Here is a 19,288-nt window from a genome sequence, read left to right on the forward strand (position 1 = left end):
GAGACCCCACAATCCGAGGTCCTTATCTTCGTTACCGTCGCCTACCCGCCCACGGGCGCCTGGCGAGAGAGGGTTGAACCGTGCTCGTAATCGTCGCCCCTGGACAGGGTGCCCAGACCCCCGGATTCCTCAGCCCCTGGCTCGAGCTGGACGGCGTTGCCGACCGGCTGCGCGCCTGGTCGGAGGTGGCCGGGATCGACTTGGTGCACTACGGGACCGAAGCCTCGGCCGAGGAGATCAAGGACACCGCCGTCGCCCAGCCGCTGCTGGTCGCCGCCGGCCTGGTCACCGCCCGTGCGCTCTTCCCCGATGAGCAGGACGCCCGCAAGCCGGTCGGCGCCGTGGCCGGCCACAGCGTCGGTGAGATCACCGCCGCGGCCTGGGCCGGCGTGCTCAGCGCCGCCGACGCGCTGACCTTCGTGCGCGAACGCGGCCGGGCGATGGCCGAGGCCGCCGCGGTCACCGAGACCGGCATGCTCGCGGTGCTGGGCGGCGACCCGCAGGAGGTCGCGGCCAAGCTGGCCGAGCACGGCCTGACCGCGGCCAACAACAACGGCGGCGGCCAGATCGTGGCGGCCGGCACGCTGGACCAGCTGGAGGCGCTGCGCGCCGACCCGCCGGCCAAGGCGAAGCTGGTCGCGCTCAAGGTGGCCGGCGCCTTCCACACCGAGCACATGGCTCCGGGGGTGGCCCGGCTCGCCGAACTGGCCCCCAGCCTGACGGTGGCCGACCCGGCGGTGCCCTACATCTCGAACAAGGACGGCGAGGTCGTCCAGTCCGGTGCCGAGGTGCTGGCCCGGCTGGTCGCCCAGGTCTCCAACCCGGTCCGCTGGGACCTGTGCATGGAGACCATCGAGCAGCTCGGCGCGACCTGCGTGATCGAGCTGTCCCCCGCCGGCACGCTGACCGGCCTGGTCAAGCGCAACGTCAAGGGCGTCGCGACGCTGGCCCTGAAGACCCCGGCCGACCTGGAGAAGGCCGCCGCCCTGGTGGCCGAACACGCTGGTGAGGAGAACGCCGCATGACCGCCGTTCCACAGATCCGACCCGCCGGCGGTGCCGCGTTCTCCCGGATCCACGGCGTCGGCGGCTACCGTCCGGTCCGGGTGATCCCCAACAGCGAGGTGCTGACCTGGATCGACTCCTCCGACGAGTGGATCCGCACCCGCAGCGGCATCACCGAGCGCCGCTGGGCCGGCCCGGAGGAGACCGTCACCGAGATGTCGGTGCAGGCCGCCGGCAAGGCGATCGCCCAGGCGGGCATCGACCCGGCACAGATCGGCGGCGTGATCGTGGCCACCGTCTCGCACTTCAAGCAGACCCCGGCGGTGGCCACCGAGATCGCGCTGCGGCTGGGCTGCGGCACCGCGCCGGCCTTCGACATCTCCGCGGCCTGCGCCGGCTTCGGCTACGGGCTCAACCTGGCCGACGGCATGATCCGCGGCGGCAGCGCCGAGTACGTGCTGGTGATCGGCGTGGAGCGGCTCAGCGACCTCACCGACATGCATGATCGTTCCACCGCCTTCATCTTCGGTGACGGCGCGGGCGCGGCGGTCGTGGGCCCCTCGGACACCCCGGGCATCGGCAAGGTCATCTGGGGTTCGGACGCCTCGCAGAAGGACGTCATCACCCAGACCGAGGCCTGGGACACCGCCTTCGCCAAGCCGGACGCCGTCAACGGCCGAACCGAGCACCCCGAGGCCGGCCCCCAGTGGCCCGCGCTGCGGATGGACGGCCAGCCGGTCTTCCGCTGGGCGGTCTGGGAGATGGCCAAGGTGGCCCAGCAGGCGCTGGACGCCGCCGGGGTGAGCGCCGACCAGCTCGGTGCCTTCATCCCCCACCAGGCCAACATGCGCATCACCGATGCCATGATCAAGGCCCTCAAGCTCCCCGAATCGGTGCCGGTCGCCCGCGACATCGCCGAGACCGGGAACACCTCGGCTGCCTCCATCCCGCTCGCCATGGAGCGGATGCTGGAGAGCGGCGAAGCCAAGAGCGGAGACCTCGCCCTGATCATCGGGTTCGGGGCGGGTCTGGTCTACGCTGCGGCAGTCGTTACCCTCCCATAGGCACACATAGCGCCTTACGTACCGTCAAACCGGCGCCGAGCATCCCGCCTGGCGTCACCATCACTCAGAGGAGCAGCCAAGATGGCTACCAAGGAAGCGGTCCTGGAAGGTCTCGCGGAGATCGTCAACGAGATCGCCGGGATCCCGGCCGAGGACGTCGAACTCGACAAGTCCTTCACCGATGACCTGGACGTCGACTCGCTCTCCATGGTCGAGGTTGTCGTGGCCGCCGAGGAGCGCTTCGACGTCAAGATCCCGGACGACAAGGTCAAGGACCTGAAGACCGTCGGCGACGCGGTGGAGTACATCCTCGCCAACGCCTGATCCCCCACCGGGTGGGGGCGGCCGATCCGCCGCCCCCGCCCGGGCCCCCTCCGGCCGGTCGGCCCCACCCCGCCCCCGCACACGTGAGAGAAGAAGAACCAGTGACCGCTGAAAACCGCACCGTGGTAGTCACGGGTATCGGCGCCTTCACGCCGCTGGGCGGCGACGCCGCCACCACCTGGGAGGGACTGCTCGCCGGGCGCTCCGGGGTTGCCGCTCTGACCGAGGAGTGGGCAGCCGACCTGCCGGTCCGGATCGCCGCGCGCACCGCGGTGGACCCCGGCGAGGTGCTGCCCCGCCCGCTGGCCCGCAAGCTGGACCGCTCGGCCCAGTTCGCGCTGATCGCCGCCCGCGAGGCCTGGGCCGACGCCGGCTACCAGGTCGCGGCCACCAACGAGGCCTCCACCCTGAACCCCGAGCGACTGGGCACCGTGATCGCCTCCGGCATCGGCGGCGTGACCACCCTGCTCGACCAGTACGACGTGCTGAAGGAGAAGGGCGTTCGCAAGGTGTCCCCGCACACCGTGCCGATGCTCATGCCCAACAGCCCCTCCGCCAACGTGGGCATCGAGGTCGGCGCCCAGGCCGGTGTGCACACCCCGGTCTCGGCCTGCGCCTCGGGCGCCGAGGCGATCGGCTACGCGATCGAGATGATCCGCAGCGGCCGCGCCGACGTCGTGGTGGCCGGCGGCACCGAGGCGGCGATCCACCCGCTGCCGATCGTCGCCTTCGCCAACATGATGGCGATGTCCAAGAACAACGACGAGCCGCAGCGCGCCTCCCGTCCCTTCGACAAGGGCCGCGACGGCTTCGTGCTGGGCGAGGGCGCCGGCGTGGTGGTGCTGGAGTCGGCCGAGCACGCGGCTGCCCGCGGCGCCAAGGTCTACTGCGAGGCGGTCGGCCAGGGCCTGTCCTCGGACGCCCACCACATCGCGCAGCCGGAGCCGACCGGCTCGGGCATCGCCCGGGCCCTGGCCCACCTGTTCGCCTCCACCGACCTGGACAAGGCCGAGGTGGTGCACGTCAACGCGCACGCCACCTCCACCCCGCAGGGCGACGTCGCCGAGATCAAGGCGCTGCGCAAGGAGCTCGGCGAGCACCTGGACCACGTGGCGGTCTCCTCCACCAAGTCGATGACCGGCCACCTGCTGGGCGGCGCCGGCGGCATCGAGACGGTGGCCACCGTGCTGGCGCTCGCCAACCGGCAGGCTCCGCCGACCATCAACGTGGACGACCTGGACGACGACGTGGACGCGGACATCGTCCGCTTCGAGCCGCGCGAGCTGCCCGCCGAGGGCCGGATCGCCGCGCTGAACAACTCCTTCGGCTTCGGCGGTCACAACGTGGTGCTGGCTTTCCGCACCGTCTGACCGACCGCCTGACGAAGGCCTGGACCGGTCCGCTCGGCAACCGCACCGCCTGACGGACCAGCACGTGAGAAGGGGCCCCCTGCCGGGGGCCCCTTCTCACGTCGGGCCTTTCGCGTCGGGCTCAGACCACCTGGTGCAGCCAGCGCACCGGGGCGCCCTCGCCGGCGTACCGGAACGGCTCCAGCTCGTCGTCCCAGGGCTTGCCGAGCAGCCGGGACAGCTCCGCCTCCAGGTCGCTGCCCTCGCTGCGGGCCCGCAGCAGCACCGCGCGCAGCCGGTCCTCGGGGATCAGGATGTCGCCGTGGATGCCGGTGACGGCGTGGAAGATGCCGAGCGTGGGGGTGCTGCTGTAGCGCTCGCCCTCGGCCCCGGTGCAGGGCTCGCTGGTCACCTCGTAGCGCATCAGCTGCCAGCCGCGCAGCGCGGAGGCGAGCTTGGAGGCGGTGCCCACCTCCCCCTGCCAGGACAGCTCCGAGCGCCACAGGCCGGGGGCGGCCGGCTGGCGGATCCAGTCAAGGCTGACCCGCACGTTGAGCACGCCCGCCACCGCCCATTCGACGTGCGGGCACAGCGCGCGGGGCGCGGAGTGGATGTACAGGACTCCACGTGTCGTCACCGGGACCTCCAGGCTGTGGACGAGGGTCGCCTTCCCCAGCTGCCTCGTGCCGGTGGCCGGTTGGTCCTGGGCGCCACTTGGCCGACTCCTGTCCGATTCTGATCCAGTTGTGACTCAGATCAACCGACATTAAGTCACTAACTTGAGCAAAACGGACAGGCTTCCACCATGGTAGTCAGTTCCGAGGAGAGGTCTACCCCTGATCGGGATCTCTCCCCCGAACGGCCCCATCGGGTGGCGCTACGGCGGTGCCTTCACGCTATCGCGCCACGACCAGGGCCGTCTGACGCTCCGTCGGAACCGGCCGGAACGCGCCACTCGGGGTCGCGCGCGACAACGCCGCGCGCCCCGACCGGCCTTGACGGCCGATCGGGGCGCGGGAGCGGATCCGGAGCGCCGGAGCGCGCGGGTCACACGATGCTGAGCGCGACCTCGATGTTGCCACGGGTGGCGTTGGAGTACGGGCAGACCTGGTGCGCGGCCTCGACCAACTGCCGCGCCTGGTCGGCCGGCAGGCCCGGCAGCTTGACCGCGAGCTCGACGGCCAGCGCGTAACCGCCCTCGGCGTCCGGGCCGATGCCGACCTGCGCGGTCACCTCGCAGCCGGTGACATCGGCCTTCGCCCGGCGGGCCACCACGAACAGCGCGCTCTGGAAGCAGGCCGCGTAGCCGGCCGCGAAGAGCTGCTCCGGGTTGGTGCCCTCGCCGCTGCCGCCCAGCTCCTTGGGCGGGCGGACGACGACGTCGAGCCGGCCGTCCGAGGAGGCGACCCGGCCGTCGCGGCCACCCTCGGCGGTGGCTACGGCGGTGTAGGCGATCTTGACAGGGTTGGACACGATCTCTCCTGGGTGTGAGCGAAGGGAAGCTGAAGCTGACGCCGGGTCAGGAGGCGAGGCGAACGACCATCTTGCCGGTGTTCTCGCCCTGCATCAGGCCGATGAAGGCGTCCATCATGTGCTCGACGCCGTCCACCACCGTCTCGTCGTAGTGCAGGCTGCCGTCCTTCAGCCAGCCGGCCACCTCGGCCACGAACTGCGGCTGCAGCGCGGCGTGGTCGCCCACCAGCAGACCCTGCAGCCGCAGCCGCTTGCCGATCGCCAGCGCCAGGTTGCGCGGACCGGCCGGCGGCGCGGTCTCGTTGTACTGGGCGATGGCGCCGCAGAGCACCGCGCGGCCGTGCACGTTGAGGGCGCCGATCGCGGCCTCCAGGTGGTCGCCGCCGACGTTGTCGAAGTAGACGTCGATGCCCTCGGGCGCGGCCTCGGCGAGCTGCTCGGCCACCGGGCCCTGCTTGTAGTCGAAGGCGGCGTCGAAGCCGTAGTCGTCCACCAGCTTGGCCACCTTGGCCGCCGAACCGGCCGAACCGACCACCCGGGAGGCACCCTTGAGCCGGGCGATCTGGCCGACCAGCGAACCGACCGCGCCGGCCGCACCGGAGACGAAGACCGCGTCGCCCGGCTTGATGCCGGCCACCTCGACCAGGCCCGCGTAGGCGGTCAGGCCGGGCATGCCGAGCACGCCGAGGTAGTACGAGAGCGGCGCCTGCGCCGGGTCCACCTTGACCGCGCGCGCCGCCGGCACGGTGGCGTACTCGCGCCAGCCCAGGCCGTGCAGCACGGCGTCGCCCACCGCGAAGCCCTCGGCGGCCGAGGCCACCACGTAACCGACCGCGCCGCCGTCCATCGGCTGGTCCAGCGCGAACGGCGGGACGTAGGACTTGACGTCGTTCATCCGGCCACGCATGTACGGGTCGACCGAGAGGTAGGCGTTGCGCACCAGGATCTCGCCCGGCTGCGGCTCGCGGACCGGCGCCTCGACCAGGGCGGCGTCGGACGGCACCGGCCAGCCGTCGGGCCGGGCCTTGAGGTGCCACTCGCGGGCAGTGGCGGGCACGGGCTGCTCAGCCATCGGTTCGCTCCTTGCTGTTCGTTCCACCTGAAAGGTTGATGCAATGAAGTAACCATGGCCATGAAAGGTTCACTATGTCAAATATTCAGGTAGACTACCGGCATGTCGAACGAGGAGCTGACCCGCGAGGACGCGCTGACCCGCGAGGTGGTCGACCTGATGGCCGGCCTGGTCGCGATCTTCCACCGCGAGTACGAGGAAGCCGCCGCCGCCCGCTCGCTGACCGGCGCCCAGGCCAAGGTGCTCGCGCTGCTGCGGCACGGCCCCAGGCCCATGCGCCACATCGCCCAGACGCTCAGCTGCGAACCGTCGAACATCACCGGCATCGTGGACCGGCTGGAGGCGCGCGGCTTCGTGACCCGGGAGAGCGATCCGCAGGACCGCCGGGTCAAGCTGGTCGCCGCCACCGAACAGGGCCGAGCGGCCTCCGCGGAGCTCCGCGAGTCGCTGAACTTCGCCCGCGAGCCGCTGGCCACCCTCGGCCCCGAGGAGCGCCGGACGCTGCGCGACCTGCTGCACCGGATGCTGGTCGGCGCGAGCGGCTGAGGCCGGTCCGGCAGTCGAGCCGGGGTCAGGAGACCCGGGCGCGCTCCAGCCGCCACCACCAGAGCCAGCGACCCGCGCCGAGCAGCGCCGCGTACCCCGCCACCACCAGCGCCAGCGGACCGTAGGCGGCCAGCGGCAGCGCCTCGAAGCCGAGCCGCTCGCCCAGCGGGCTGGCCGGCAGCAGCAGCCCGACGACCGCGAGCAGCCCCGCCGCCCACCAGACCGGGCGCGGCGGGCGCAGCCGGGTGCGGCTCAGCCGGTAGAGCACCGGCAGCGCGATCGCCTGGGTGACCAGGTTCTCGGTGAACCAGGCGGTGTGGAACATCGACTCCGAGCTCGCGGCCGTGAAGCCGTGGGTGACCGTGCGCATCGCCTGGAACATCGCGATGTCGGAGAGCGAGTTGAGCAGCCCGAAGGCGGCCGCGAAGCCGGCCAGGGCGCCCCAGCGCAGTTTGACCGGCCGCTCCCCCGGGCCGGCGGCCCGGCCGCTGACCGCGAAGGAGAGCTGCGCCACGTCGAAGCAGAGGTTCTGCAGCAGCACCTGGGCCGGCTGCATCGGCAGGAACGGCAGCAGCACCCCGCCGGCCAGCATCGAGACGGCGTTGCCCAGGTTGCAGGAGAGCGCGATCCGCAGGTACGCGGCCACCCGGGCGGTGGCCTCACGGCCCACCGCCAGCGCCCGGCCGAGCAGCACCAGGTCGCGCCCGCCGAGCAGCAGGTCGGCCCACTCACGGGCGGCGCCGACCGCACCGGCCGTGCCGATCCCGAGGTCCGCCGCGCGCAGCGCGGGGACGTCGTTCACCCCGTCCCCCAGGAAACCGACCGAGCGGTGCGCCCGCCGCAGCGCCCGCACCACCCGTGCCTTCTGCTCGGGGGTGCAGCGGGCGAAGACCGCCTGCTCGGCCGCCGCCGCGGCGATCTCCGCCTCGTCCAGGCCGGCCAGCTCGGCGCCGAGCAGCACCCGGCCGGGGGCCAGTGCGAGCCGCTCGGCCAGTCGCAGCGCGGTGCGCGGATGGTCCCCGGTCAGCACCGTGAGGGTGACACCGGAGCGGCTCAGCAGTGCGAGCGCCTCCTCGGCCGAGTCCACCGGCTCGTCGGAGAGCTCGACGAAGCCGAGCAGGGTCAGCCCCTCCTCGTCCGCGAGCCGGTGCCCCCCGAGCCGTGGCTCGTGCTCGGCCCGGGCCACGGCGATCAGCCGCAGCCCCCGCCCCGTACGGTCCTCGACCAGCCGGTCGAGTTCGACGCGCGCCGGCGCGTCCAGCGGCCGGGGCGCCTGGCCGGGGCGCGCCGGGGCCAGCCTGGTGCAGCGCTCCAGCACCGCCTCCGGCGCACCCTTGAGCACCAGCAGGCGCCGGCTCCCCTCGCGCAGCACCGCGCCGGAGCGCCGGAGCTCCGGATCGAAGGGGATCACCTCCAGCACAGCGGGCGCGGGGCCGGCCAGCAGCCCGGCGGCCTCCGCGGCGTCCAGCAGTGCCTCGTCCAGCGGGTCCAGCAGGCCCGGCTCGTCGTGCAGCAGCGCGGCCTCGCCCAGCAGCGCGGCCCACCGCAGCGGCTGCGGGTCCGGGCGCCCGGCCGGGTCCAGCGCGCCGGCCACGGCCAGCTCGCCGGTGGTCAGGGTGCCGGTCTTGTCCAGGCAGAGCACGTCGAGGGCGCCCAGCTCGCTGATCGCCGGCAGCCGGCGCACCAGCAGGCCCTCGGCGGCCAGCTGACGGCTGCCGCGGGCCAGCACCGAGCTGACCACCACCGGCAGCAGCTCCGGGGTGAGCCCGACCGCCGCGGCCACCGCGAACGGCAGCAGGGTGCCGGTCCAGCCGTGCAGCAGGGTGTCGGTGCCGATGGTGACCGGAACGGCGGCGAGCATGAAGAGGATCAGCGCCAGCACCGCGCGCCGCACCCCGCGCTCGACCGCCGAGGGTCCCTGGTCCGCCGCAGCTCCCGGCTGGTGCGCGGCGCCGAAGCGGGTGGCGGCGCCGGTGGCCAGCACCAGGCCGGTGCCACTGCCGGTGACCACCGTGCTGCCCGCGAAACAGAGCTGCGGCTCGTCGAAAGGCCCGCCCGGCGGCTGGGCGGGCGGCAGGTCGAGCGCGTGGCGCGGCACCGCGGTGGCCTCGCCGGTGAGCGCCGACTGGTCCACCGTCAGCCCCTGGGCGCGCAGCAGGCGCAGGTCGGCCGGGACGGCGTCGCCGCCGGCCAGCCGGACCACGTCACCGGGGACCAGTTGCTCGGCCGGGATCTCCCGGGCGGTCGGCAGTTCGCTGCGCCCGGCCCGGCGCAGCACGGTCGCGGTGCTCGGCGCCAGCGCGCGCAGCGCCCGCAGCGCCGCCGCCGTACGGCGCTCGCCGTGCAGCCGCAGCAGGCCCGCGGTCAGCACCAGGGCGCCCAGTATCAGCGCGCTGCCCCAGGAACCGATCAGCGCGCAGACGCCGGCCAGCGCGGCCAGCAGGGCGGCGAACGGGTCGGCGAGGGCGGCCCGCAGCCGGCCGGGCCAGGTCGGCTCGGGCAGCGGCAGCACCAGGTTGTCGCCGTACTCGGCGAGCCGGGACTCCGCCTCGCCCTCGGTCAGGCCGCGCGGCGTTGCGGCCACCGCACGCAGCGCGGCCAGCCGGCTGAGCCGGGCGGCGTCGCCGTACTGCGGTCCGGGCAGCGGTCGGGGGCCCGGCGCGCGGCCGCCGGGCAGCGGGAGCAGGCGCGCCCCCTCCTCAGGCACCGCTGCTCCGGAACCGGTACACCTCGCCGCCGCCGGCTCGCGGCGGCTGCTGGGGCAGGGCACCCGGGCCCGCGAGCTTCTCGATCATCAACCGCACCAGGGTGGCCACCTGGGGGTCGTCCACGCCGTAGACCTGGCGGCGGCCCTCACGGCGGTTGGAGACCATGCCGGCCAGTTTGAGCTTGGCCAGGTGCTGGCTGACCGCTTGCAGGGTGCCGCCGACCCGCTCGGCCAGCGTGCCCACGTCGGCCTCGCCCTGGCTCAGCACCCAGACGATGTGCAGCCGCATGGTGGAGGCGAGCAGCCCGAAGGAGGCCGCCGCCGCTTGGAGCAGCTCGGCGGACGGGTCGTCCGATCCGCTGACGCCCGCCATCCGTACCGCCCTCTTCCTGGTCGCCCCTGGTCCCCACCGTGGCCCGTTCACTGCGCCCGGGCCGGCCACCCGGGCAGGCCGCCCATGGTCGCGAAGGCGCTCAGTCTAACCGCGCCGCCCCCCGGCGCGAAGGGTCCGGCGCACCACCCCCGAGCAGGCCGGTGGCTCGGCGCCCCCTCGGTTCGTGCGAGAATTCGCCGGTCCAGAGTGCCGTGCCGGTGGGGAGTTCGTGTGATAGGCAGCCAGCGGACCGAGGGCCAACGCGGAGCCGACCGCCGCCGCAACATCGAGCTGGTGATGCTGCTCTTCGCCCTCGTGGTCTGCTTCTACGCCTACATCGATGCCGATGAGGCACTGAACGACAAGCTGCCGCCCGGCCTGCTGGTCTACGGGGTTTCGTTCACCGCGCTCACCCTGGGCGTGCATCTGGTGGTCCGGCGCTTCGCGCGGTACGCCGACCCGTTGATCCTGCCGTGCGCGACGCTGCTCAGCGGACTCGGCCTGGTGCTGCTCAACCGGCTGGACCAGTCGTACGCGATCGCGCACTCCGCCAAGGGCGACTACCAGAAGCTGCCCTCCGCACCCTCCCAGGTGATGTGGCTGTTCATCGCGGTGCCGGTGGCCATGAGCCTGGTCGTGTTCATCAAGCACCACCGCTTCTTCCAGCGCTACGTCTACATCCTGATGATCGGTGCGCTGATCCTGCTGGCCGCACCCGCCTTCTTCCCCGGCGACGACTTCGGTGCCAAGCGGTGGATCCACCTGCCCGGCATCCAGGTCGAGCCGGACGAGTTCGTCAAACTCGCCATCTGCGTCTTCTTCGCCGGTTATCTGACGATCAGCCGGGATGCGCTGGCGCTGGTGGGCCGCAAGGTCTGGGGTCTGAGCCTGCCGCGCGGGCGCAACGCGGGACCGGTGCTGGCGATCTGGGTGATCAGCCTGCTGGTGCTGATCTTCGAGCGTGACCTGGGCACCTCACTGATCTTCTTCGGCGTCTTCATCGTCATGCTCTACGCGGCCACCGAGCGGACCAGCTGGGTGGTGCTGGGCGTGATCATGGCCGTCGGCGGGGCGGCCGTGGTCGGCACCCTGGAGCCGCACGTGCACGGCCGGGTCACCGCCTGGCTGGACCCGCTGGAGTACTACAAGACCAACCCGCCGGGCAGCGGGGCGGTCCCCTCCTTCCAGCCCGCCGAGGCGCTGTTCAGCTTCGGCAGCGGCCACATGCTCGGCACCGGGCTCGGCTCGGGCTACCCCTGGCTGATCGGCTTCGCCGGCCGCAGCGACTTCATCTTCACCACGGTCGCCGAGGAGCTGGGCCTGGCCGGGGTGACCGCGGTACTGCTGGTCTACGCGCTCTTCTTCCAGCGCGCCCTGAAGACCGCGCTGATGCTGTCGGACCCGTTCGGCAAGCTGCTGGCCGTGGGCCTGGCGAGCGCCGTGGCGCTGCAGGTCTTCGTGGTGGTCGGCGGCGTGTCCGGCCTGATCCCGCTGACCGGTAAGGCGCTGCCGTTCCTGGCCGCCGGTGGCTCCTCGACCCTGGCGAACTGGCTGCTCACCGCACTGCTGATCAAGCTGAGCGACGCCGCCGGGCGCACCGAGCTGGAGCCCGAACCGGAGCCGACCGGCACCATCGCGCCGCCGAAGCCGGTCGTGACCGCCGAGGGCGGCGTGCCCGGCCAGCAGGGCGGCGGCACGCTGCACGGCTCGCCGGTGCCGTACGGGTCGCCGACCCTGCACGGGACCGCGACGGGCGGCGGCGGCTCGGGAACCGGCGGCGGCACCGGCCCGGGGACCGAGACGCAGGGCCCCACACCCACCGCCCCCGGAACGCCCGCGCCCGGCACCGGCATCCCGCAGCCGGCCTCGCCCGGCGGGCCGACCGACCAGCAGCAGCCGGGCTACCCCGGTGGTCAGCCGGGTCCGGCCGGCCACCCGGGCACCCTGCCCGGCCACCCGGCGGCGGGCTACCCCGGCGCGCAGGGCGGCCAGCCGCCGATGCCGGGTTACCCCGGTGCCCAGCCGACGGCGCCCGCCCACCCCGGCGGGGGCTGGCCCACGGGAGCGCAGAACCCCGGCTACCCCCAGCCGGCCAACACCCCCACCGGCTACCCCGCGTACCCCAACTCCGGTTTCCCGACCGGCAGCCACCCCGAGTACCTGACCGGGTCGGCGATGGAGTACCCGCCGCGCACCGAGCCGGGCGCGCCGACGCCGGGCTTCTGACAGCTGCTCACCTGACGCGACGGCCGGGGATCCACCACCCGGCCGTCGTCGTCGCCCACCCGTCTGGCGGTGTTGCCAAGGTGGGTTCCATGTCCAATACTTGCTAGATTGCGCAACTGTGCAACCGGCTACCCGGCCGAGCCGTCCTATCGAGCAACCAGACCGGCTCGCCGGCGACCGCACGGAGAACGCCTCATGACCGATCCCGAGGGCGGCCTCGGACCACAGCGCTCCCGTCCCACGGCCGAAGACCCCACCTTACGGCCCGAGTCCGGGCCTGCCCGGACACGACACCGCCGACTGGTCAGGATCGCCGCCGCGACCGCCGCCGGCCTGGTGCTGCTCACCGCGGGCGCCGGCGTCTGGCTCTACCAGCACCTCACGGGCAACCTCAGCACCTTCGACAGCGCGGGCGTCGCCGCCAGCCGCCCCCCGGCCGGCCCGAGCGACGCCTCCGGCTCGGCCCCCGTCAACGTGCTGCTGCTCGGCTCGGACAGCCGGGCCCACGGGAACGACGAGCTGGCCGGCGGCGACGTGGGCACCGGCAACTCGGACACCGCGATCCTGCTGCACGTCTACGCCGACCACCGGCACGCCGTCGGGGTCTCGATCCCGCGCGACTCCCTGGTGGACATCCCGCCCTGCCTGCTGCCGAACGGCCGGTGGACCGCCCCGCAGCACAACCAGATGTTCAACTCGGCCTTCTCCGTGGGCAGTGCCCCGAACGGCAACCCCGCCTGCTCGCAGAACACCGTGGAGACCCTGACCGGCCTGCGGATCGACCACACCGTGGTGGTCGACTTCAAGGGCTTCGCCGCGATGACCTCGGCGGTCGGCGGCGTGCCGGTCTGCGTGCCCAACGACGTGGACGGGTTCGGCATCCGGCTGAAGAAGGGCCGTCAGACCGTCTCCGGCCAGCAGGCGTTGGCCTTCGTCCGGGCCCGGCACGGGATCGGCGACGGCTCGGACATCGGCCGGATGCGGCGTCAGCAGGCCTTCCTGTCCGCGCTGATCCAGAAGATCCAGGCCCAGGGCTTCGACCTCACCACGCTGCTGCCGCTCGCCGATGCGGCGACCAAGGCACTCACCGTCGACCAGGGGCTCGGCACCGCGCTCAAGCTGGCCTCCTTCGTCCAGTCCCTGCACGGCGTCACGCTGGCCGACATCACCTTCGTCACCGCGCCCTGGCGGTACGCGGGCGACCGGGTCGCGCTGCTCCACCCCGACGCCGATACTCTGTGGACGCTGCTGCGCCAGGACCGCACACTGGATGGCCGGAGCACCGGCCAGGTGGCCGCCCCCACCTCCACCGGCGCGAGCCCGACCCAGCCCGCCGATCTCACGGTGCCGATCACCGTGCAGAACGGCACGCACACCCCGGGACTGACCCTCAAGGCGGTCCGCGACCTGCAGGCCAAGGGCTACCAGCAGGTCACCGAGGAGGACGGCGGCATCGACCACGCCGTCACCGGCATCGGCTACGGTCCGGGCCACCAGGCGGACGCCGAGCGGCTCGCCCGGCTGTTCCCCGGCGCGGACGTGCGGGCCGACTCCGAGAGCACCACGGTGACGATCACCCTCGGCACCGACTACGCCACGGCCGTCACGACCCCGGGCCCGAGCGGCACGCCGGGCGCCTCGCCCGGCGCGGTGCCCGGCGGGATCGCCCAGAACGCCCGACCCGCTGACACTGACGCCTGCAGCGGACTCAGCTATGGCTGACCCACCCTCAGCACCCGGGGCCCCCGGGGCTGTCGACCCTGCGAGCGACCGGAACCAGCCCACCCACCACGGAAGGAACGACGCTGACCATGTCCTGGGGGGACCACGCGTCCACCGACTCCGCCACCCTGCGCCTGGCCGCGGCCGTCGCCGAGATCGAGGGCCTGCACGCCGCCCTGACGCACACCAGCGAGCCCGAGCAACGCCGCCGGCTGCTGGCCGAGCTGGCCCGCTCCGCCGCCCGGCTCGCCGACCTGGCCGCCACGCCGCCGGGCCGGATCCCCGCCCAGGCCCGCTTCAACTCCCGGCGCCAGCGCCGCCGGGCCGCCGTGCTGCGCGGCGCCCGCTGGTTGACCGACCGGTTGAGCTAGGCACCGGCGGGGGCTGGGCAGGGGCCGCTCCCACCTCGGAGCTGACGCCCGCTCAGGACTGTGATCATCACGATGCCGACGGCGTCGGCGGGATACGGCAGCATGGTCGCCATGAGCCGAATCCGCCACCCCAGGATCAGTGAGATACCCCGCCGGCTCGGCCGGCTCAGCCCGGTCGAGCGGCGGGTCTGGCAGGCCTTCCCCCATGGCGACCTGGTCGATCTGCGCACCGGGGACGAGGAGTTGGACCGCCCGGCGCAGGCCGACCAGTGGGGCGAGGACCGGGTGGTGCGCGGCGAGGTGATCGCCGCCCTGCTGCTCGGCGCCCGGCCGACGGTGGCCGGAGCGGTCTCGGCACTGCGGCTCGCCGGCGCCCGGATCACCGGTCGGCTCAGCGGGGCGCACGGGCGGTTCACCTCCCAAGTGCTGCTCCAGGGCTGCCGGTTCGAGGGGCCGGTCACGCTGGACGAGGCGACCACCGGACCGATCGATCTGAGCGGCTCCCACCTGACCACCCTCAGCGCGTACGGCGCCCAGGTGCACGGCACCCTCGACCTGCGCGACGCGGTGGTCGAGGGCGGCGAGCGCTTCGCGGTGCACGCCGACGGCATCACGGTCGAGGGCAGCCTGCTGGCCAACCGGATCACCGTCACCGGCTCGTTCAGCCTGATCAACGCGGTGGTCAGCGGCCAGGTGACGGTGAACGACGCGAGGCTGCTGAACACCGCGCCCGGCGGCAAGTCACTCAACGCCGGTGGTATCCGGGTCGGCCGAAGCCTGCTGGCCCAGCGGCTGGAGGCGGTCGGCGAAGTGCGGCTGCCGGGGGCGCACATCGGCAGCGCCCTGCTGTTCGACGGCGCCACGCTGACCGGCCCGGAGGGCGGCGCGTTCAACGGCACCTCGATGACCGTCGCCAGTGAGGCATCCTTCCGTCCGGACCGGACCACCGCCGAGGAGCGGAACTTCACCGCCCACGGCTCGATGAGCCTGCTCGGCGCGTGGATCGGCGCCAGCCTGATGATGAGCGGGGCGACCCTGCACCGGCCCGCCCCGGCGGACGGCGCCAGGGCGACCTGGGAGCAGGCGGTGCTGAACGCGAGCCGGATGACGGTGGCCGGCACCCTGAACCTGAGCAACGGCTTCACCACCGACGGCGAGATCCGGCTGACCAGCGCCCGCGTCGGCCACCTCGACGTGCGGGGAATGACCAGCCCCGAGGCCCTGCTGACCCTCTACGGCGCGACCGTCGAGTCCGGGATCCGCGACGACCTGGTGTCCTGGCCGGACCGGCTCAACCTGGACGGCTTCAGCTACGGCTCCTTCGCCCGCTACCTGGAAGCCCGCGACCGGCTGCGGTTGCTCCGCCGCCAGGTGCGCACCGACCGGACCAGTACCGGCAGCTACCGCGCCCAGCCCTACGAGCAACTGGCCTCCTACTACCGCGCGCTCGGCAACGACGGCGAGGCCCGGACCGTGCTGCTCGCGAAGATGCGCTCGCTGAGCGCCCATCTGCCCTGGTGGCGCCGGATACCCGGCCGGCTGCTGGACGCCCTGGTCGGCTACGGCTACCGGCCGATGCGCGCCTTCGGCTGGGCGGTCGGCCTGCTGGTCGTCGCCAGCTGCTACTTCAGCACCGTGCGGCCGCAACACGTGAGCAGCGAGGACGAGTCGGCCTTCAACCCGGTGCTCTACGCCGCCGACCGCCTGATCCCGATCATCCACTTCGGCCAGGTCGACGTCTGGCAGTACCACGGGGTCCCGGCGGTGGTCACGGTGGTGCTGACCGTCCTCGGCTGGACGCTGGGCCTGGCCATCGCCGCGGCCGCCACCCGCACCTTCACCCGGAGTTGACCGGGGCCGGCGGTTCGGGGCCAACGGTTCGGCCATGGAGGTGAATTCCGGCGTGGCGCGGGGCCCGAGGGCAGCCCGGTGGCCTATGCTCTGGCCTGACGAGCGAGGGTTTCCGCAGGTCAGCCACCCGGATTCGATGGATGGACCCCGAGGATCCCGGAGTAGGGCGGGTGGGACTCGAACCCACGACCCAGGGATTATGAGTCCCCTGCTCTAACCGGCTGAGCTACCGCCCCGACTCACCGCGTCGGTACTGGCCACCACAGTGGCTGTCCATCGCAGCACAGACGGCCCCGCTGGGCCGCCTCGGGCAGCATATCCGGTCGATCAGCCGTGGTGCGCGCCGGGGGCGCACCACGAATGCGCTCCCGGGCCCGGTCCAGCGGCCCACGGGTCGTCGAGAGCCCGGTCGGCTCCGGGGTGGCAGTACGCTGCCGCCCGAGTGAAGCTGGTGCCCCAGGAGCCGGTGGAGGGAGTCCGAATGACGGCGCGTAGGGTGCCGCTCGGCCTGGCGGCCGCCCTGGTGATCTCGGTCACCACCGCGGGCTGCGGTTCGTCCGACGGACGACCGGGCCAGGCGCTCTCCCCCGGCTCCTCGGCCGGTGCGAGCGCCTCGCCGGGCCCGCACCACGGCGGCTGGAACAAGCAGCGGTTCCTGGCCGCCTTCGACAAGCACAAGGGCACCACCAGGACCGCCTCCCCCACCACGATCAACGCGCTGGTCGGCGCGGTCTTCACCAATGACGCCTCGGGTGACCACTTCTGCACCGCCAGCGTGGTGGACAGCGCGGGGCAGAACCTGATCGTCACCGCCGCGCACTGCGTCTACGACCCAGGGGTGGGTCAGCGGGCCGACCTGGTCTTCGTCCCCGGCTACCGCGGCGGGGACGCGCCGAACGGCGTCTGGCCACTGTCGGCGATCACGGTGGACCCGAGCTGGGCGCAGCAGGGCAACCCGGATCTGGACGTGGCCTTCGCCGTCGTCCAGCCGCAGGGCGGCAAGCAGGTCCAGCAGGTGCTGGGGGCCAACAAGCTCGGCGTCGACAAGGGCTACCAGCTGCCGGTGCGGATGACCGGCTACCCGAGCACCGCGGACGTGCCGATCACCTGCATGAACACCACCGCCGAGCAGAGCACCACCCAGCTGAGGATCGCCTGCCCCGACTACACCGGCGGCACCAGCGGCAGCCCGTGGGTGACCGGCTTCGACCCGCGGACCAAGACCGGCACGGTGGTCGGGGTGATCGGCGGATACCAGCAGGGCGGGAACACCCCGGACATCTCCTACAGCAGCTACTTCGACGACACCGTCCAGGCGCTCTACGACCGCGCCACCGGCTGACTCCGCGTCGGGCGGCCACCGCATCGCGGCCCGCACCTGGCGCGGGCCGGTGTCGGCCTGATAGATCTTGAGGCTGACGTCCGGCGCGCCGCGCCGGAGCGGGCCGAAGGGTGCGGCGGATGACCGGGCGGGGGCAGGCGCGCCGCGCGCTGGCGATTTGCGCCGCGCTGGCCGGTGTCCTGGCCGCCGCCGGCTGCCGGCCGCCCGGCGCGCACCCGCCACCCGGGCTGAGCGCCAGCGCCGCCCCACCGGACGCGCTCGACCAGCGGGTCGGGGTGCTGCTGGCCGACCAGGGCAGCAGCCGCTCCTGCACCGCCAGCGTGGTGGACAGCCCCTCCCACGACCTGTTGATCACCGCCGCGCACTGCGTCACCAACTCCGACGGCACCCCGATGACCGGCCTGTCCTTCGCGCCCGGCTACCGGGACGGCCAGACGGAGCTCGGTACCTGGACGGTGGACCGGGTCGTCACCGACGAGCGCTGGCAGAAGGACGCCGACCCGGAGTACGACGTGGCGTTCCTCACGGTCCAGCCGTCCGCCGGCAAGCAGATCGAGGACGTGGTGGGCGGCAACCGGCTGGGGGTGAACCGCGGCTTCGACCTGGCGGTGACCATCACCGGTTACCCGTACGACCACGAGGAGCCGATCACCTGCTCCACCAGGACCAGCGCGCAGAGCGCCACCCAGGAGCGGTTCGACTGCGGCGGCTTCTCGGACGGCACCAGCGGCAGCCCCTGGCTCACCGACCTGGGCCCGGCCGACGGCGGCGGCACGGTGGTGGGCGTGATCGGCGGGTACCAGGAGGGCGGCGACAGCCCGGCCGTCTCCTACAGCGTGAGCTTCGACGACCGGGTCTCGGCGCTGTACCAGCAGGCCACCGGCTGACACCGGGTCAGCCCGCACCGACCGCCAGGAGGCGGGCGGGACAGGCGGGACAGGTCGGGGCAAGCGGGACGGGAACGACAAACGCCCCCCGGCGGACCGGAGGGCGTCGAGCTGCTCCCCCAATTGGACTCGAACCAATAACCTGCCGATTAACAGTCGGCTGCTCTGCCAATTGAGCTATGGGGGATCACTGTGTCAAGCGACCCGAGCCGGATGACACCGGCTCAGCTGCTTGAGCTCCCGCAATTGGACTCGAACCAATAACCTGCCGATTAACAGTCGGCTGCTCTGCCAATTGAGCTATGCGGGATTGTGTTGTTCGCAGCGCACACTGTCGGGCGCTTGCTGCGGGACATACATTAGCGCATCCAGGGGGGTGCTCCGCCAATCGCTTTCCCGGGCCGGCCCCGCCCGGCCGCGGCTTCGCCCCCTCCGGCGTGCCCCGGCGCGCCCTGCGGGTCCGGGGCGAGGATGCTGGACGGGACGCGGGGCGGTTCACCGACCGGCGGGACGGGTAGGGCATCGCGGCAGGCGCCGCGTGAAGAGGGTGGAGGCCCAGAGATGTGGAAGCTGACGTTCGTCGTGGGGGCCGCGACCGGCTACGTGCTGGGAGCCCGGGCCGGCCGGCAGCGCTACGAGCAGATCGCCGCCGCCGCGCAGAAGGTCGCGCAGCACCCGACGGTGCAGGGCGCCACCCAGCGGGCCAAGGAGTCGGCCGGCTCGGCGGCGGGCAAGGCGGTGGGCGCGGTCACCGGGCGGGTCGGCGAGAAGCTGCCGAACGCGCTCACCGACCGGGTGGCCTGCTTCAACCGCAAACGGGAAGCGGATGACAGCTGGGGCACCGTACGCCCCTGAAGGTGCCGGCTCTCGCCGTGCGCTCACGGCCGGCCGCCGTGGGTGACGGGTGAGGCCCGGCCGCCACCGGCGGGCGTACCGAGTGGGCAACACTTGCGCGGGACGGCGGAACGGGCGGCCCC

At 73.1% G+C, this 19,288-nt stretch carries 17 protein-coding genes and 3 tRNA genes; 12 read left to right on the top strand and 8 right to left on the bottom strand.

The features are described from left to right. Positions 1 to 80 precede the first annotated feature (80 nt). From ACFZB9_RS02595 to fabF, 4 genes are all read left to right on the top strand, one after another. Positions 81 to 1,025 (top strand): ACP S-malonyltransferase, encoded by a 945-nt coding sequence (locus ACFZB9_RS02595; protein WP_391443090.1) that lies wholly within the window; start codon positions 81 to 83, stop codon positions 1,023 to 1,025. After that, entirely contained in the window at positions 1,022 to 2,068 is a 1,047-nt protein-coding gene (locus ACFZB9_RS02600) for a beta-ketoacyl-ACP synthase III (RefSeq protein WP_391443092.1), read from the top strand. The genes ACFZB9_RS02595 and ACFZB9_RS02600 overlap by 4 nt, the downstream gene beginning before the upstream one ends. A gap of 81 nt (positions 2,069 to 2,149) precedes the next feature. Beyond that, positions 2,150 to 2,392, top strand: a complete 243-nt coding sequence (locus tag ACFZB9_RS02605) for an acyl carrier protein (protein ID WP_391443093.1) — start codon at positions 2,150 to 2,152, stop codon at positions 2,390 to 2,392. 101 nt (positions 2,393 to 2,493) lie between these two features. Then, the gene (gene fabF, locus ACFZB9_RS02610; protein WP_391443095.1) at positions 2,494 to 3,762 is read left to right on the top strand and encodes a beta-ketoacyl-ACP synthase II; all 1,269 of its coding nucleotides are present in this window, start codon (positions 2,494 to 2,496) and stop codon (positions 3,760 to 3,762) included. A gap of 121 nt (positions 3,763 to 3,883) precedes the next feature. Here the strand turns inward: fabF and ACFZB9_RS02615 are convergent, their stop codons facing one another. The 3 genes from ACFZB9_RS02615 to ACFZB9_RS02625 all read right to left on the bottom strand — a co-directional run bounded on the left by ACFZB9_RS02615 (position 3,884) and on the right by ACFZB9_RS02625 (position 6,286). Next, a complete protein-coding gene (locus ACFZB9_RS02615) occupies positions 3,884 to 4,378 on the bottom strand; it encodes a DUF3145 domain-containing protein (protein ID WP_391443096.1) in 495 nt (164 codons plus the stop codon). A gap of 410 nt (positions 4,379 to 4,788) precedes the next feature. Next, entirely contained in the window at positions 4,789 to 5,217 is a 429-nt protein-coding gene (locus tag ACFZB9_RS02620) for an organic hydroperoxide resistance protein (protein ID WP_391443321.1), read from the bottom strand. Between the two features lie 43 nt (positions 5,218 to 5,260). Further along, entirely contained in the window at positions 5,261 to 6,286 is a 1,026-nt protein-coding gene (locus ACFZB9_RS02625; protein WP_391443097.1) for an NADP-dependent oxidoreductase, read from the bottom strand. A 102-nt stretch (positions 6,287 to 6,388) separates the two neighbouring features. Between ACFZB9_RS02625 and ACFZB9_RS02630 the strand changes: the two genes are divergently transcribed. Beyond that, a complete protein-coding gene (locus ACFZB9_RS02630; protein WP_391443099.1) occupies positions 6,389 to 6,832 on the top strand; it encodes a MarR family winged helix-turn-helix transcriptional regulator in 444 nt (147 codons plus the stop codon). Positions 6,833 to 6,857: 25 nt separating this feature from the next. Here ACFZB9_RS02630 and ACFZB9_RS02635 read toward each other — a convergent pair whose 3' ends face one another. Beyond that, on the bottom strand, positions 6,858 to 9,539 hold the full coding sequence (locus tag ACFZB9_RS02635) for an HAD-IC family P-type ATPase (protein WP_391443101.1): 2,682 nt from the start codon (positions 9,537 to 9,539) through the stop codon (positions 6,858 to 6,860). Then, positions 9,532 to 9,912, bottom strand: a complete 381-nt coding sequence (locus ACFZB9_RS02640; protein ID WP_391443102.1) for an ArsR/SmtB family transcription factor — start codon at positions 9,910 to 9,912, stop codon at positions 9,532 to 9,534. The genes ACFZB9_RS02635 and ACFZB9_RS02640 overlap by 8 nt, the downstream gene beginning before the upstream one ends. Positions 9,913 to 10,143: 231 nt before the next feature. Between ACFZB9_RS02640 and ACFZB9_RS02645 the strand changes: the two genes are divergently transcribed. From ACFZB9_RS02645 to ACFZB9_RS02660, 4 genes are all read left to right on the top strand, one after another. Beyond that, complete coding sequence (locus ACFZB9_RS02645) at positions 10,144 to 12,138, top strand: FtsW/RodA/SpoVE family cell cycle protein (RefSeq protein WP_391443104.1); 1,995 nt, start codon at positions 10,144 to 10,146, stop codon at positions 12,136 to 12,138. A 195-nt stretch (positions 12,139 to 12,333) separates the two neighbouring features. Then, positions 12,334 to 13,860, top strand: coding sequence for an LCP family protein (locus ACFZB9_RS02650; protein WP_391443105.1), 1,527 nt, complete (start codon positions 12,334 to 12,336; stop codon positions 13,858 to 13,860). 89 nt (positions 13,861 to 13,949) lie between these two features. Further along, the gene (locus ACFZB9_RS02655; protein WP_391443107.1) at positions 13,950 to 14,231 is read left to right on the top strand and encodes a hypothetical protein; all 282 of its coding nucleotides are present in this window, start codon (positions 13,950 to 13,952) and stop codon (positions 14,229 to 14,231) included. Between the two features lie 111 nt (positions 14,232 to 14,342). Further along, positions 14,343 to 16,082, top strand: a complete 1,740-nt coding sequence (locus tag ACFZB9_RS02660; RefSeq protein WP_391443108.1) for a pentapeptide repeat-containing protein — start codon at positions 14,343 to 14,345, stop codon at positions 16,080 to 16,082. A 162-nt stretch (positions 16,083 to 16,244) separates the two neighbouring features. Here ACFZB9_RS02660 and ACFZB9_RS02665 read toward each other — a convergent pair. Next, a tRNA-Ile gene (locus tag ACFZB9_RS02665) sits at positions 16,245 to 16,318 on the bottom strand. A 245-nt stretch (positions 16,319 to 16,563) separates the two neighbouring features. Between ACFZB9_RS02665 and ACFZB9_RS02670 the strand changes: the two genes are divergently transcribed. Further along, a complete protein-coding gene (locus ACFZB9_RS02670) occupies positions 16,564 to 17,424 on the top strand; it encodes a trypsin-like serine peptidase (RefSeq protein ID WP_391443110.1) in 861 nt (286 codons plus the stop codon). Between the two features lie 119 nt (positions 17,425 to 17,543). Then, entirely contained in the window at positions 17,544 to 18,311 is a 768-nt protein-coding gene (locus tag ACFZB9_RS02675; protein ID WP_391443111.1) for a trypsin-like serine peptidase, read from the top strand. A 114-nt stretch (positions 18,312 to 18,425) separates the two neighbouring features. On the opposite strand, the gene ACFZB9_RS02680 is transcribed toward ACFZB9_RS02675, so the two are convergent. After that, positions 18,426 to 18,498, bottom strand: a tRNA-Asn gene (locus ACFZB9_RS02680). Between the two features lie 50 nt (positions 18,499 to 18,548). Beyond that, positions 18,549 to 18,621 (bottom strand) — tRNA-Asn (locus ACFZB9_RS02685). A 251-nt stretch (positions 18,622 to 18,872) separates the two neighbouring features. On the opposite strand from ACFZB9_RS02685, the gene ACFZB9_RS02690 reads away from it, so the two are divergent. Beyond that, entirely contained in the window at positions 18,873 to 19,166 is a 294-nt protein-coding gene (locus ACFZB9_RS02690) for a hypothetical protein (RefSeq protein WP_391443113.1), read from the top strand. Positions 19,167 to 19,288: the final 122 nt, after the last annotated feature.

Origin of the sequence: Kitasatospora sp. NPDC008050, assembly GCF_042957465.1 — a bacterium.
Taxonomy (GTDB): Bacteria; Actinomycetota; Actinomycetes; order Streptomycetales; family Streptomycetaceae; genus Kitasatospora.

Bases quoted from the DNA above. Each gene is read 5' to 3' on its own strand.
- ACFZB9_RS02690 (WP_391443113.1), top strand. From the start codon at position 18,873: ATGTGGAAGCTGACGTTCGTCGTGGGGGCCGCGACCGGCTACGTGCTG.
- ACFZB9_RS02625 (WP_391443097.1), bottom strand. From the start codon at position 6,286: ATGGCTGAGCAGCCCGTGCCCGCCACTGCCCGCGAGTGGCACCTCAAG.
- ACFZB9_RS02660 (WP_391443108.1), top strand. From the start codon at position 14,343: ATGAGCCGAATCCGCCACCCCAGGATCAGTGAGATACCCCGCCGGCTC.
- ACFZB9_RS02650 (WP_391443105.1), top strand. From the start codon at position 12,334: ATGACCGATCCCGAGGGCGGCCTCGGACCACAGCGCTCCCGTCCCACG.
- ACFZB9_RS02655 (WP_391443107.1), top strand. From the start codon at position 13,950: ATGTCCTGGGGGGACCACGCGTCCACCGACTCCGCCACCCTGCGCCTG.
- ACFZB9_RS02670 (WP_391443110.1), top strand. From the start codon at position 16,564: ATGACGGCGCGTAGGGTGCCGCTCGGCCTGGCGGCCGCCCTGGTGATC.
- ACFZB9_RS02630 (WP_391443099.1), top strand. From the start codon at position 6,389: ATGTCGAACGAGGAGCTGACCCGCGAGGACGCGCTGACCCGCGAGGTG.
- ACFZB9_RS02600 (WP_391443092.1), top strand. From the start codon at position 1,022: ATGACCGCCGTTCCACAGATCCGACCCGCCGGCGGTGCCGCGTTCTCC.
- ACFZB9_RS02640 (WP_391443102.1), bottom strand. From the start codon at position 9,912: ATGGCGGGCGTCAGCGGATCGGACGACCCGTCCGCCGAGCTGCTCCAA.
- ACFZB9_RS02675 (WP_391443111.1), top strand. From the start codon at position 17,544: ATGACCGGGCGGGGGCAGGCGCGCCGCGCGCTGGCGATTTGCGCCGCG.
- ACFZB9_RS02605 (WP_391443093.1), top strand. From the start codon at position 2,150: ATGGCTACCAAGGAAGCGGTCCTGGAAGGTCTCGCGGAGATCGTCAAC.